At 40.1% G+C, this 14,490-nt stretch carries 12 protein-coding genes and 2 rRNA genes; 13 read left to right on the top strand and 1 reads right to left on the bottom strand.

The features are described 5' to 3' along the window. Nucleotides 1–283 precede the first annotated feature (283 nt). The 13 genes from NST98_RS12485 to rsmI all read left to right on the top strand — a co-directional run bounded on the left by NST98_RS12485 (nucleotide 284) and on the right by rsmI (nucleotide 13,722). Nucleotides 284–3,210: ribosomal RNA gene (locus NST98_RS12485) — 23S ribosomal RNA — on the top strand. 48 nt (nucleotides 3,211–3,258) lie between these two features. Further along, nucleotides 3,259–3,374, top strand: a 5S ribosomal RNA gene (rrf, locus tag NST98_RS12480). 467 nt (nucleotides 3,375–3,841) lie between these two features. Further along, a complete protein-coding gene (locus NST98_RS12475) occupies nucleotides 3,842–5,494 on the top strand; it encodes an IS1182 family transposase (protein WP_340714120.1) in 1,653 nt (550 codons plus the stop codon). A gap of 745 nt (nucleotides 5,495–6,239) precedes the next feature. Then, nucleotides 6,240–7,661, top strand: coding sequence for an aminotransferase class I/II-fold pyridoxal phosphate-dependent enzyme (locus NST98_RS12470; RefSeq protein WP_340715739.1), 1,422 nt, complete (start codon nucleotides 6,240–6,242; stop codon nucleotides 7,659–7,661). Between the two features lie 32 nt (nucleotides 7,662–7,693). Then, on the top strand, nucleotides 7,694–8,326 hold the full coding sequence (tmk, locus tag NST98_RS12465) for a dTMP kinase (protein WP_340715248.1): 633 nt from the start codon (nucleotides 7,694–7,696) through the stop codon (nucleotides 8,324–8,326). 371 nt (nucleotides 8,327–8,697) lie between these two features. Next, nucleotides 8,698–9,027: a cyclic-di-AMP receptor gene (locus NST98_RS12460; RefSeq protein ID WP_340715247.1), complete on the top strand. Its 330-nt coding sequence runs from the start codon at nucleotides 8,698–8,700 to the stop codon at nucleotides 9,025–9,027. A gap of 51 nt (nucleotides 9,028–9,078) precedes the next feature. Next, on the top strand, nucleotides 9,079–9,519 hold the full coding sequence (locus tag NST98_RS12455) for a YaaR family protein (RefSeq protein ID WP_168412545.1): 441 nt from the start codon (nucleotides 9,079–9,081) through the stop codon (nucleotides 9,517–9,519). Between the two features lie 90 nt (nucleotides 9,520–9,609). Beyond that, nucleotides 9,610–10,614, top strand: coding sequence for a DNA polymerase III subunit delta' (gene holB / locus NST98_RS12450; protein WP_340715246.1), 1,005 nt, complete (start codon nucleotides 9,610–9,612; stop codon nucleotides 10,612–10,614). Then, nucleotides 10,607–11,422 (top strand): PSP1 domain-containing protein, encoded by an 816-nt coding sequence (locus NST98_RS12445; RefSeq protein ID WP_016838874.1) that lies wholly within the window; start codon nucleotides 10,607–10,609, stop codon nucleotides 11,420–11,422. Before holB ends, NST98_RS12445 begins: the two co-directional genes overlap by 8 nt. A 24-nt stretch (nucleotides 11,423–11,446) precedes the next feature. Beyond that, entirely contained in the window at nucleotides 11,447–11,797 is a 351-nt protein-coding gene (yabA, locus tag NST98_RS12440) for a DNA replication initiation control protein YabA (protein WP_340715245.1), read from the top strand. A 59-nt stretch (nucleotides 11,798–11,856) separates the two neighbouring features. Then, on the top strand, nucleotides 11,857–12,606 hold the full coding sequence (locus tag NST98_RS12435) for a tRNA1(Val) (adenine(37)-N6)-methyltransferase (protein ID WP_016838872.1): 750 nt from the start codon (nucleotides 11,857–11,859) through the stop codon (nucleotides 12,604–12,606). After that, a complete protein-coding gene (locus tag NST98_RS12430; protein WP_016838871.1) occupies nucleotides 12,590–12,853 on the top strand; it encodes a GIY-YIG nuclease family protein in 264 nt (87 codons plus the stop codon). Before NST98_RS12435 ends, NST98_RS12430 begins: the two co-directional genes overlap by 17 nt. Continuing rightward, nucleotides 12,850–13,722: a 16S rRNA (cytidine(1402)-2'-O)-methyltransferase gene (gene rsmI / locus NST98_RS12425; RefSeq protein WP_340715244.1), complete on the top strand. Its 873-nt coding sequence runs from the start codon at nucleotides 12,850–12,852 to the stop codon at nucleotides 13,720–13,722. The genes NST98_RS12430 and rsmI overlap by 4 nt, the downstream gene beginning before the upstream one ends. A gap of 295 nt (nucleotides 13,723–14,017) precedes the next feature. Here rsmI and NST98_RS12420 read toward each other — a convergent pair whose 3' ends face one another. Next, the gene (locus NST98_RS12420; protein WP_016838867.1) at nucleotides 14,018–14,296 is read right to left on the bottom strand and encodes an AbrB/MazE/SpoVT family DNA-binding domain-containing protein; all 279 of its coding nucleotides are present in this window, start codon (nucleotides 14,294–14,296) and stop codon (nucleotides 14,018–14,020) included. Nucleotides 14,297–14,490 lie beyond the last annotated feature (194 nt).

The raw sequence follows: 14,490 nt of genomic DNA, 5'->3' as shown, positions 1-14,490 counted from the left end.
GTTAGCGTTTTGTGTTCAGTTTTGAAGGTTTATGACCTTCAAAGTTATAGCGTTGTTCTTTGAAAACTGGATAAACGACATTGAAAGCAAGCAATTTACTGTAAAGCGCAAACAACTAGGCTAACACGACGTAAATGCGACGTGGATTAAACCCGTAAGGGTTGCGAGACGCAAGCAAGACAAGTAAATGAGCGAGTGAGAACCGGAGTGTACTATATGCGTACATGAGGATTCGAACGAGCGAAATTGACGAAGTATTGCGCAGCGTATCGAAAGCCGTAAAGGTTAAGTTGTTAAGGGCGCACGGTGGATGCCTTGGCACTAGGAGCCGATGAAGGACGGGACTAACACCGATATGCTTCGGGGAGCTGTAAGTAAGCTTTGATCCGGAGATTTCCGAATGGGGGAACCCACTGTTCGTAATGGAACAGTATCTTAACGTGAATCCATAGCGTTAAGAAGGCACACCCAGGGAACTGAAACATCTAAGTACCTGGAGGAGAAGAAAGAAAAATCGATTCCCTGAGTAGCGGCGAGCGAAACGGGAACAGCCCAAACCAAGAGGCTTGCCTCTTGGGGTTGTAGGACACTCTATACGGAGTTACAAAAGGATGGGTTAGATGAACCGTTCTGGAAAGGACGGCCAGAGAAGGTAAAAGCCCTGTAGTCGAAAATCCATCCTCTCCTGAGTGGATCCTGAGTACGGCGGAACACGTGAAATTCCGTCGGAATCCGGGAGGACCATCTCCCAAGGCTAAATACTCCCTAGTGACCGATAGTGAACCAGTACCGTGAGGGAAAGGTGAAAAGCACCCCGGGAGGGGAGTGAAAGAGAACCTGAAACCGTGTGCCTACAAGTAGTCAGAGCCCGTTAACGGGTGATGGCGTGCCTTTTGTAGAATGAACCGGCGAGTTACGATTACGTGCAAGGTTAAGCAGAAAATGCGGAGCCGCAGCGAAAGCGAGTCTGAATAGGGCGTTTTGAGTACGTGGTCGTAGACCCGAAACCAGGTGATCTACCCATGTCCAGGGTGAAGGTGAGGTAACACTCACTGGAGGCCCGAACCCACGCACGTTGAAAAGTGCGGGGATGAGGTGTGGGTAGCGGAGAAATTCCAATCGAACTTGGAGATAGCTGGTTCTCTCCGAAATAGCTTTAGGGCTAGCCTCGTGTGAAGAATACTGGAGGTAGAGCACTGTTTGGACTAGGGGCCCACCTCGGGTTACCGAATTCAGACAAACTCCGAATGCCAGCTATTTATACACGGGAGTCAGACTACGAGTGATAAGATCCGTGGTCAAAAGGGAAACAGCCCAGACCACCAGCTAAGGTCCCAAAGTAATCGTTAAGTGGAAAAGGATGTGGCGTTGCTTAGACAACCAGGATGTTGGCTTAGAAGCAGCCATCATTTAAAGAGTGCGTAATAGCTCACTGGTCGAGTGACGCTGCGCCGAAAATGTAACGGGGCTAAACGATTCACCGAAGCTGTGGATTCGTGCGTTGCACGAGTGGTAGGAGAGCGTTCTAAGTGCGTCGAAGTCAGACCGGAAGGACTGGTGGAGCGCTTAGAAGTGAGAATGCCGGTATGAGTAGCGAAAGATGGGTGAGAATCCCATCCACCGAATGACTAAGGTTTCCTGAGGAAGGCTCGTCCGCTCAGGGTTAGTCGGGACCTAAGTCGAGGCCGAAAGGCGTAGACGATGGACAACAGGTTGATATTCCTGTACCACCTCCCCGCCGTTTGAGTGATGGGGGGACGCAGGAGGATAGGGAATGCACGCCGTTGGTCGAGCGTGTCCAAGCAGCAAGGCGTGGAAGTAGGCAAATCCGCTTCCTAATACGCCGAGCTGTGATGGGGAGCGCGTTATGCGCGAAGTTCCTGATTTCACACTGCCAAGAAAAGCCTCTAGCGAGGCGGGAGGTGCCCGTACCGCAAACCGACACAGGTAGTCGAGGAGAGAATCCTAAGGTGAGCGAGAGAACTCTCGTTAAGGAACTCGGCAAAATGACCCCGTAACTTCGGGAGAAGGGGTGCTCATTGGGGTGCAAGCCCTGATGAGCCGCAGTGAATAGGCCCAGGCGACTGTTTAGCAAAAACACAGGTCTCTGCAAAACCGTAAGGTGAAGTATAGGGGCTGACGCCTGCCCGGTGCTGGAAGGTTAAGAGGAGGAGTTAGCGCAAGCGAAGCTCCGAATTGAAGCCCCAGTAAACGGCGGCCGTAACTATAACGGTCCTAAGGTAGCGAAATTCCTTGTCGGGTAAGTTCCGACCCGCACGAAAGGCGTAACGATCTGGGCACTGTCTCAACGAGAGACTCGGTGAAATTATAGTACCTGTGAAGATGCAGGTTACCCGCGACAGGACGGAAAGACCCCGTGGAGCTTTACTGTAACCTGATATTGAATTTCGGTGCAACTTGTACAGGATAGGTAGGAGCCGTAGAAGGGGGAGCGCCAGCTTCCCTGGAGGCGCCCTTGGGATACTACCCTGGTTGTACTGAAATTCTAACCCGCAAGCCTGATCGGCTTGGGAGACAGTGTCAGGTGGACAGTTTGACTGGGGCGGTCGCCTCCTAAAAGGTAACGGAGGCGCCCAAAGGTTCCCTCAGAATGGTTGGAAATCATTCGCAGAGTGTAAAGGCATAAGGGAGCTTGACTGCGAGACCTACAAGTCGAGCAGGGTCGAAAGACGGGCTTAGTGATCCGGTGGTTCCGCATGGAAGGGCCATCGCTCAACGGATAAAAGCTACCCCGGGGATAACAGGCTTATCTCCCCCAAGAGTCCACATCGACGGGGAGGTTTGGCACCTCGATGTCGGCTCATCGCATCCTGGGGCTGTAGTCGGTCCCAAGGGTTGGGCTGTTCGCCCATTAAAGCGGTACGCGAGCTGGGTTCAGAACGTCGTGAGACAGTTCGGTCCCTATCCGTCGTGGGCGTAGGAAATTTGAGAGGAGCTGTCCTTAGTACGAGAGGACCGGGATGGACACACCGCTGGTGTACCAGTTGTCTTGCCAAAGGCACCGCTGGGTAGCTATGTGTGGACGGGATAAGTGCTGAAAGCATCTAAGCATGAAGCCCCCCTCAAGATGAGATTTCCCATTGCATAAGCAAGTAAGATCCCTCAAAGACGATGAGGTAGATAGGTCCGAGGTGGAAGCACGGTGACGTGTGGAGCTGACGGATACTAATCGATCGAGGACTTAACCAATCATTTCAATGTCGTTATCCAGTTTTGAGAGAACAACCTCTCATATAGTGAAGTGACGATGGCGAAGAGGTCACACCCGTTCCCATACCGAACACGGAAGTTAAGCTCTTCAGCGCCGATGGTAGTAAGGGGCTTCCCCTTGTGAGAGTAGGACGTCGCTTCGCAAAAAGGCACCACAATAGTGGTGCTTTTTATATTGCAAAAATTGAAGCCCCTTACTACCAAGGACTGAAAGTCCGATCGGCGCGATAGAGAAGTGGCATTTAAAACGTAAGCAAAACAATTATTTGGAGGAGACGAGAAGCACGGGGACCAAGAAGTTCAAGGAAGCGAGGCGGCCCGGAGCGGAGCGTACTATGTACGTGAGCACCGGACCGCCGAAGCTGACGCAGAAATTCGCCGGTCAACGTGCTTCGGAGTTAGCGCCGATGGTAGTTAAGGGGTCCCCTTGTGAGAGATAGACGAGCGCTTCGCAAAAGGAGGCTGGGACAAAACCCCCTCTAAAATGGAAACAGCTCATGAAATTTTGGAATGAAATTTCATGAGCTGTTCTTCATTTTTTCAATAAAAAATAAGGACCTCTTCTGTTAAAATTAAGTTACCACCAAAACTAACAGAAAGAAGGGTCCTTATGTTTAAATATTATAACATGAATCAATTAGTTTTACCTCTAGATTTAGAAATAAAATTACAAGAAAATGATATTGCCTTCCATATTCACCATTTAGTTGAAAGTATTCCAGATGAAGCCTTCCAGCCGTTTCTTCGAAATACAGGTTGTCCTGCTTATCATCCACGCATGATGCTAAAAATTATTTTGTGTGCCTATTCGCAGTCTGTCTTTTCAGGTCGAAAAATTGAAGCGCTATTAAAGGACAGTATACGAATGATGTGGTTGGCACAAGGATATGAACCAAGTTATCGGACGATCAATCGTTTTCGTGTGCATCCGGAAGTAAAAGAATTAATTCGTCAATGTTTTGTCCAATTCCGTTGCCAACTGGTGGAAGAAAAGTTAATCGATCAAGAAGCCATTTTTATCGATGGTACGAAGATTGAAGCGAATGCCAATAAATTTACTTTCGTATGGAAGAAATCCATTGAAAAATACAACCAAAACTTAATTGAAAAGTCCAATCAGTTATACAACGAACTATTAGAAAAAGAAATCATCCCTGAAATGGAGCGGGAAAATGAGGGAGAACTGTCCGTAGAAGAACTCGCTCAAATGGTGCAACAAGTCGATGAAGTCATTAAGGAATATGACCAAAAGATAGAAACATCGCCCGATGCCACAGAACGAAAAGCATTAAGAAGCGAACGAAAATATCCAAAACAAGCGTACAAACAATTAATAGACTTCATTCTACGAAAACAAAAATACCAAAAAGACTTGGACATCTTGGGGGAACGGAACAGTTATTCCAAAACAGATCAAGATGCGACGTTCATGCGAATGAAAGACGACTATATGAAAAACGGTCAATTGAAAGCTGGATACAATGTACAAATCGCAACAGAAGGTCAATACGCACTAGCTTATAGCATCTTTCCAAATCCTACTGATACACGTACATTAATTCCGTTCTTGAATAAGATAGAAAAGGATTATTTTCCGTTACCAAAGTATATTGTCGCAGATGCTGGTTATGGTAGTGAACAAAACTATGAAGACATCCTTTCGAATCGAAAATGTGAGGCACTCATTCCATATACCATGTATGAGAAAGAACAAAAGAAGAAATATAAACAAAATCCATTTCATCCAGACAATTGGATGTACGACGAAGAAAGTGATACCTACATTTGTCCAAATCAGCAGCGAGTAACCTTCCGTTATCGTTCTGTACGTACAGATAAGACTGGTTTCAAACGAGAATTGAAAATCTATGAATGTGAAAACTGTTCAGGATGTCCATTTCGTTCATCATGCACAAAAGCAAAGGAAGGCAATCACCGAAAGGTCATGGTGAATGAAAAATGGGAACAACAAAAAGAATATGTAAGAGCGAAGCTTTCAGAAGAAAAAGCTGGTTCTATTTTCCGTCAACGTAAAATAGACGTAGAACCAGTTTTTGGATTCTTGAAGGCTAATTTGCGTTTCACTCGATTTTCCGTTCGAGGAAAATCGAAAGTGGAAAATGAAATGGGCATTGCCTTAATGGCCGTGAATTTACGAAAATACACGGCCAACAAAGATCAACTAACAAAAAATAATGGGTATAAATGGAAAAAGGAGAATTTGAGCCAACTCAAATTCTCCTTTTTCCTATCTAGAAGCTAGTTTTGTCCCAGCCCCTTTTTTTATTGCAAAAGTTGAAGCCCCTTACTAACAAGGACTGAAAGTCCGATCGGCGCGATACAGAAACCACATGTTAAACAAAAGTAAAATAAATACTTGAAGGAGACGAGAAGCACGGGGACCAAGAAGTTCAAGGAAGCGAGGCAGCCCGGAGCGGAGCGTACTAAGTACGTGAGCACCGGACTGCCGAAGCTGACACAGAAATTCGCCGGTCAACGTGCTTCGGAGTTAGCGCCGATGGTAGTTAAGGGGTCCCCTTGTGAGAGTAGGAAGTAATATGCCACTGTAAAATGCTAATTTCACAAGTGAAAACCCAACGGTTTAAAAAGATAGTCTTTAAAACAAAAAATAATTAAAATTTACAGCGTTTAATTGAAAATAACAACAAGGACAAAAAGTCCACTCGAGTTCAAATAAACCGCAGTACAACTAAAGAAACCTACAAAAGAAAAGCATATACCAACATTTAATTTCAATTAATAAAGAGAAGATACAGTGTATGAGCACCGGACCGCCGAAGCTGACGCAGAAATTCGCCGGTCAACGTGCTTCGGAGTTAGCGCCGATGGTAGTTAAGGGGTCCCCTTGTGAGAATGGATGTGGCTTTTCAATAATACCACTGTAAAGTGGTAATAAAATCTTTCTAACTATTTTATAGGTAATAACAAGATGAGTTTTCTCCCTATTAAGACTATAATAAAGGAAGAGTATTTAGCGGGGTGAGATGATGAGAATAGGACGGCCGTTAATTGAAACATTGAAGAATTTTGTGGAAAAACAACCAACATCCTTTCACGTTCCGGGCCATAAAAATGGATTGATATCAGGATTGCCGCAACCAATACAAGGCATGTTACCCTTCGATGTAACAGAACTAACAGGACTTGATGACTTCCATCATCCAAAAGAAGTTATATATGAAGCCGAAAGATTATTAGCCCAAACATACGGTGCAGATCGCAGTTTTTTTCTAGTGAATGGTTCAACAGTGGGCAATTTGGCGATGATTTATGCAACTTGTAAAAGAAACGAAAAAATCATAGTACAAAGAAATGCACATAAATCTATTTTTCATGCTCTTCAATTAATTGGTGCTAAACCGATTTATGTCTCGCCTGAATGGGACGATGAAACTAGAACAGCAACTCACGTTTCGTTAACTACTTTAAAAGAGGCACTACGAATACATCGAGATGTAAAGGCTGTAATTTTAACTTCTCCAACCTACTATGGAGCGGTATCAAATGAATTAAAACAACAAATCGAATTATGTCATCAGATGAAGATTCCGGTATTAGTCGACGAGGCCCATGGAGCTCATTTAACAGCAAGTAAACAATTTCCGGAATCTGCATTAGATTTAGGAGCAGATATTGTTGTTCAATCGGCCCATAAAACGTTACCAGCCATGACAATGGCCTCTTTTTTACATATCAAGTCTAATATTGTTGAAGCAGAGCAAGTCAACCGTTACTTACGAATGTTGCAATCAAGCAGTCCATCCTATATATTATTGGCTTCATTAGATGATGCAAGACATTATGTTCAAACATATTTAGAAAGCGATGCAAATTATTTTTTGGACAGAAAAAAGCATTGGATTGAAGCATTGCGTTCAATTCAATCGTTACAAGTCATTGAAATGGACGATCCTTTAAAAGTGTTATTAAGGGTGCGAGGTTATAGCGGTTTTCAATTGAAGGATGCGTTAGAAAAGCAAGGAGTATATTCAGAATTAGCAGATTTACATCAGGTATTATTCATATTGCCTTTATTAAAACAAGGACAAAGTTATCCTTTTGCAGAAACGAGAATGCGTATTAAGGAAGCAGTTGAGTCTTTACAAAGCGTCGAAGAAGTATCTATCGAATTTGCAACAGCATTTAAAGAAGTGAATAAAATATCCATTCCTGAATATTCATTTTGTGAATTAGAGGAAAAAGATACGGAGTGGATTCCCTATATGCGAGCAATAGGTAGAATTTCAGCAAGTATGGTGATACCATATCCACCAGGTATCCCTTTACTCATTCCTGGAGAAAAAATTACTGTATCGAAGCTCAGTCAATTGGAAGAACTATTAGCGGTCGGAGCATCTTTCCAAGGGAATCATCAACTTGAAGAAAAACTGATATGCGTCTATAAATAAACAGAGAGTAAACTGGATGGAGGAATAGACTTGTGGGTTATTTAATCAGTTTTGAAGGTGGAGAAGGCTCAGGTAAGAGTACAATCCTTAAACGATTGGCAGAATATTTAATTCAACAGGGATATTCCGTAGTTTGTACGAGAGAGCCTGGCGGAATTGATATAGCAGAACAAATTCGAAATGTAATTTTAGACAAAAAGAATGTAAATATGGATGCAAAGACAGAGGCGCTTTTATATGCTGCCGCAAGAAGGCAGCACTTAGTTGAGAAAATCATACCTGAGTTGGAAAAAGGAACGATTGTATTATGCGACCGCTACATTGATAGTAGCCTTACTTATCAGGGATATGCAAGAGGATTGGGGATAGAAGAAGTATATACAATCAATCAATTTGCTATCGGTGATTTTTTCCCTGATTTAACGTTATATTTAGATGTATCACCAACAATTGGACTTTCAAGAATACAAAAAGATGGTGAACGAGAAGTCAACCGATTAGATTTAGAATCATTGGAATTTCATTTAAAAGTAAGAGAAGGTTATTTGAAACTACTTAAACAGTTTCCAGAAAGAATAAAGGCCATTAATGCAGAAAATGAAATTGAAGTAGTACTAGAAGAGGTAATAAATATTGTATTACCATTCTTAAAAGACAAAAGTTAATGATTTCGAGTTCTCTAATGTTTTTCAAAACCAATTTCATACAACCAAAAGGAATGCATTCTAATGAAAAGAACGCATTCCTTTTATTTTGCGTAAAATAACTGCATAAGGATGATGGGGATATAGCCCTTTGTGTAGAATAAACTTTTTTGGGTAAGAGTAATAGAGAATTGGATTTACTTTGTTAATAAAGGTATTTTGTAATGATAAAAAGGAATCTTCAATAAAATAATATAAATTTCCATATTTTAAACATAAATATTCTTAACTGCTAAAAAGTTATTTATTTATTCTTGTCATAAGAACAAGGAAATGAAGGGAACATGTAATGTATGGTATAATAAAAACACGCAAGTTAGGAGTGAATGCGTATGAAATTAGTAATTGCGGTCATTCAAGACCAAGATAATAATCGACTGTCAAATGCCTTAATGAAGCAAAATTTTCGTGCGACTAAGTTAGCGAGTACAGGAGGATTCTTGCGCTCAGGTAACACTACTTTTCTAATTGGTGTAGACGATCAAGATGTTTCCAAGGTATTAGACATTATTCGAGATAATTGTCGGGCAAGGGAACAAATGGTCACTCCTGTTTCACCTCTTGGAGGAAATGCAGATACCTATATTCCGTATCCGGTTGAGGTGGAGGTTGGTGGTGCAACGGTATTTGTTTTACCAATCGACGAATATCACCACTTTTAACAGCTTATACTTTGCCAAATCCCATGAAAAAGTGAGCGAGGGCTGAATGAAGTGAAAATTAATCAAGATTTACGAGTTGGAATCAAAACAAATATACATGAAATGAAGCAACCAAATGAGGCAAATCAACGCTTTGGAGAATTGGTTGTGAAGCAAGGACAGAAACTGCAAAGTGAGCAATTAACTCGATTGCTAGGAGATATTTCCGCTGCAGGTGATCGAGTAGCAAGGTCAAGAAACTTGCGAGATTTAGCGAGATTTAAGATGCTTGTGAGGCGATTTTTACAAGAAGCTGTTGAATATGGCCTTGAACTAAAACAGTCTCACACTTGGAATCGATTTGGTGAAGGTAGAAGACTTAAAATTATTAAGAAAATTGATGAACGTTTAGTTGAACTAGCTCAAGATTTATTAGATGAAGAAAAAGAAACGATTGATTTGCTTGATAAAATTGGCGAAATAAAAGGTTTGTTAATTAATTTATATATGTAAAACCCGTGTCTTTTACCATGGTGATAGACACGGGATTTTTTCTAAAGAAAATGAAGGAAGACATCCTGATTAAAGAAAAGGTGAAAAGAAATGCTTGATACAGTGGATGAGCTAATGAAGCTGCAACCAATCGTCATAAAACAATTACAAATGATTTTTGAAAAGGGACGTATTGCACATGCTTATATTTTTGAAGGCGAAAGAGGAACAGGCAAAAAAGAAGTAATGAAGTTTTTTGTTAAATTAATGTTATGTCAAAGTCCGTCGAAAAATGTTCCATGTGAAACATGCAGAAATTGTAAACGCATAGAATCAGGCAATCATCCCAATGTTTTGCAAATAGAACCTGATGGTCAATTTATTAAAGTTGAACAAATTCGTGATTTAATATCAAATATGACAAAAACAGGTATGGAAGAAGGCAGAAAAATTTATGTAGTTCATCATGCAGATAAAATGAATAATGCTGCAAGTAATACATTATTAAAATTTTTAGAAGAACCAGATGGATTAGTGACAGCAATACTCTTAACGGAGCAATATCAATCGATATTGTCAACGATTCAATCACGTTGTCAGCATATTAAATTTTCAAGTATTCCTAAAGACTTTTTAGTCCAACAATTACAACAGCAAGGGTTAACGTTTTCCATGGCATCAACTGTCAGTCAAGTGACAAATAGTCTTGAAAAAGGTCTTGCTTTAGCACAAGATGAGCAGTTTGCACTAGCGAGAAAAACAGTGTTAAAATTAGTTGAGACTGTTAGAAAAAATGTCAATGAAGCCATGCTAATTGTATATGATGAATGGCTTCCAAATGTAAAAGATAAAAGTGATTTTGAACTCAGTCTTGATTTACTTCTGTTAGCTTATCGTGATATTGTAGCTATAAAGGCAAACCCTGAAAGTTCTTGTACCTATCCAGATATGGTAGATACATGGAAGGAAATTGCATTATCTTCTACTTTCGAACAATTGTCGAATCAAATGCAAGCAATATTACAAGCAAGACAAAATGTAGGTCGTAATATGAATCGCACGCTTTTAATGGAACAGCTTATGCTGAAATTGCAGGAGGGGTATTCCTTTGTATAATGTGGTAGGTGTCCGCTTTAAACGGGCGGGTAAAATATATTATTTCGACCCTGGAGAATATCAACTTGAAAAAGACCAATATGTCATTGTTGAGACAGCTCGAGGTGTCGAATATGGAAAAATTGTTGTTCCAATGAGACAAGTTGGTGAAAATGATGTTGTTTTGCCTTTAAAGCAAGTTTTACGTCCTGCTACAGAGCGAGATAAAATCCAAGTGGAAGAAAACAAAGCTGAAGCAAGACGAGCTTTTGATATAGCGAATGTAAAAATTGCTGAACATCAACTGGAGATGAAACTTGTTGATGTTGAATATACATTCGATCGAAATAAAGTGATTTTTTATTTTACAGCAGAGGGAAGAGTCGATTTCCGTGAATTAGTGAAAGATTTAGCGGCGATTTTCCGAACTCGTATCGAACTTCGCCAAATCGGTGTAAGGGATGAAGCTAAGCTTCTTGGAGGTATTGGTCCTTGTGGTCGAATGCTCTGCTGTTCAACATTTCTAGGAGATTTTGATCCGGTCTCAATTAAAATGGCGAAAGATCAAAATTTATCATTAAATCCGACAAAAATTTCAGGATTATGTGGTCGTCTTATGTGCTGTTTAAAATATGAAAATGACGATTACGAAACAGCGAAAGATGGAATGCCTGATATTGGCGAGACAACTATTACTCCTGATGGGATTGGAACAGTCGTTGGAATCAATGTGCTAGAAAGAGTCATTCAAGTATATTTAGAAGAGCTTGAACGCACCGTTGAATATACGCTGGAGGAAATACTCGAGTGTGAAAAGAATCTGATATAGATTAAAACTAATGGGGTGGCTTGGTTGAGGGACCGTAATTTTTTGGATTCTATAATGGAATTTGAACAGCAACTAGAGACGTTACAACAGCAGTTTAACGAGTTAAAAAAATTTGTTGCACATATGGTAGAAGAACATCAGTCACTTCAAACAGAAAACTTTCATTTAAGAAGACGACTAGAAGAACTTTCGAAAGCAACAGAAGGAACTTCTGAACAAGGTGAAAAGAAAAGCTATTTAGATATTGGGGAAGGATATGATAATTTAGCTCGACTATATCAAGAAGGGTTTCACGTATGCAATGTACATTTCGGAAGTTCCCGCAAGGGTGAAGACTGCTTGTTTTGTCTATCGTTTTTTAATAAAAATGTTTAATGTAAAGGCTGATACCCGAATTGGGTACAGTCTTTTATTTTCATGAGGAGTGTGTAAGTGTGGAAGATTGGTTAAAGGATGATGAACGGTTAGATTATTTATTAGCAGAGGATTTACGAATTATTCAAAGTCCTTCCGTTTTCTCTTTTTCTTTAGATGCCGTTTTATTAGCGAAGTTTGTTAACATTCCTATTTCAAAGGGACAAATTGTCGATTTATGCTCAGGAAATGGTGTTATTCCTTTATTTTTAAGCACTCGCACAAAAGCAAAGATTATTGGAGTGGAAATTCAAGAGCGGCTGTATGATATGGCAGTAAGAAGTATTCAATACAATAGATTAGAAAATCAACTTCAAATGGTTCATGGAGATGTAAAGGACATTCCTCCGCTACTCGGCATTGAAAAATATGATGCTGTGACATGTAATCCACCGTATTTTTTAGATATTGAATCAAGCGATAAAAACTTAAACGAGCACTATACGATTGCCCGCCATGAAGTATTGCTTACATTGGATGAGGCAATTCATGCGGCAAGCAGGTTGCTGAAACAAGGCGGAAAAGCAGCCTTTGTACATAGACCGGGGAGATTACTTGATATTATTACTTCTATGCGGAAACATCGTTTAGAACCGAAACGAATTCGCTTTATCTATCCGAAAATGGGGAAAGAAGCAAATATGTTGTTGATTGAGGGAATCAAAGATGGCAAGCCGGATTTAAAAATTTTGCCTCCTCTGTATGTATATGATGACAACAATCAGTATACAGCTGAAATGAGTGAAATCTTATATGGTGGAAAAGGATAAACATTATTTTTACGTCTTGGAATGTGCCGATTCATCTTTTTATGCGGGATATACGAATGATTTAGAACGAAGAGTGAATCAGCATAATGCGGGCAAAGGAGCAAAATATACGAGAGGAAAGCGGCCGGTAAAATGCATATATTATGAAATTTATGAAACAAAAGAGCAAGCAATGAGAGCTGAATACGCCTTTAAACAATTAAAACGTAGCGAAAAATTGAAATATATTGGGAGATGTAAAAAATGAAATCTCAAAAAAGTAGCATGTATGAACAAAGCAGTTGTTTATATTTAGTTGCAACGCCCATTGGAAATTTAGAAGACATTACAATCAGGGCATTGCGCATTTTAAAAGAAGTGGACATCATTGCGGCAGAAGACACAAGAAATACGAAAAAACTTTGTCATTATTACGACATTACGACACCGTTAGTTAGCTATCATGAACATAATCAAGAACAAGCAGGAGAAAAAATATTGCAGTGGTTAAAAGATGGGAAATCAGTAGCATTAGTAAGTGATGCGGGGATGCCTTGCATATCTGACCCCGGTGCTGATATTGCTCAAAAAGCGATTGAGGAAGATTTTGCAGTAGTTCCTATACCAGGTGCCAATGCAGCCATGTCAGCTTTAATTGCATCTGGCTTAACGCCTCAACCATTTTACTTTTTCGGTTTTTTAAATCGCAACAAAAAAGAACGAAAAAAACAGTTATCTAATCTCAAAAATCGAAAAGAAACATTAATCTTTTATGAAGCACCCCATCGTCTAAAAGATACATTAAAAGATTTAGCAGCGGAGTTAGGCAATCGGAAAATTGTTTTAGCACGAGAGTTAACAAAAAAATTTGAAGAGTTTTTACGAGGTACTGTAGAAGAAGCAATTCAATGGACAGAAGAGAATGAAGTGAGAGGGGAATTTTGTATCGTTATTGAAGGATCGCAAAATGAAGTGGAAGAAAACAATGAAGATGCTTATTGGACAAACATGACGATTCAAGAACACGTTGATTTACTAATGAGAGAAAAACAACTTTCTTCAAAAGAGGCAATTAAAGAAGTGGCTAAATTAAGAGGTCTTCCAAAAAGGGAGGTTTATCAGCAATATCATTTATGAAAAAGAAGGAGGGCGTCTGAAAAAAAGTCATTTTGAGACGCCCCCTTTGCGGCTGTCGCAAGAGCTTTCGCCGCAGATAAATTGCGACGAGGAGGCGCGTTTGGTGTGATCACCGCAGGAGCAAAGTTTTTAAGAGAATATTACTATAAGAAGTAAGGCTGTTCAGAAAGTGTTCGACTTTCTGGACAGCCCCAACCCTCTTCGAAAATCGAAGTTATGTTCCTCTGATAGATAAAAATGCACTAGTGTCGTATGAGGAGCGATTTGCCTTATCAGACACGTCCCCATATTCAACTTATTTGTTTAACTGTTGTTGAATTTCTTTCAGTAAAATTTCGGCACCTTCTGGACTTAAAATTAATTTTCCTCCAGCTAAGCGGAAATTTTGATCTGAAACTTCTCCAGTAATAGCGCAAGTCATGTTAGGCATGTATTTTTTGAGGATGATTTTATCATCGTCTACGTAGATTTCTAGTGCATCTTTTTCATTGATGCCAAGTGTGCGTCGAAGCTCAATTGGAATCACTACACGACCTAACTCATCAACCTTACGAACAATACCTGTAGATTTCATGACAATGTTTTCCTCCTATAAATGAGTCATAATTTTAGAATAAATCTCGTATTCGCCAAAATTCGACATTTATTCTTTGTCTGTCTAGAATAATACCAATAAAAGGAATAAACGTCAATAAATTAGCATTGAAGTTTTGAGATTTAATAAAAGAATTTATAAAAATTCATTTTTTTTATTAAAAAAGTATTATT

The sequence above is a fragment of the Ureibacillus sp. FSL W8-0352 genome (genome assembly GCF_038004345.1).
Lineage (GTDB): Bacteria > Bacillota > Bacilli > Bacillales_A > Planococcaceae > Ureibacillus > Ureibacillus thermosphaericus.
The sequence above is the reverse complement of the archived record's forward strand: the minus strand, read 5'-3'. Positions and strand labels throughout refer to the sequence as shown.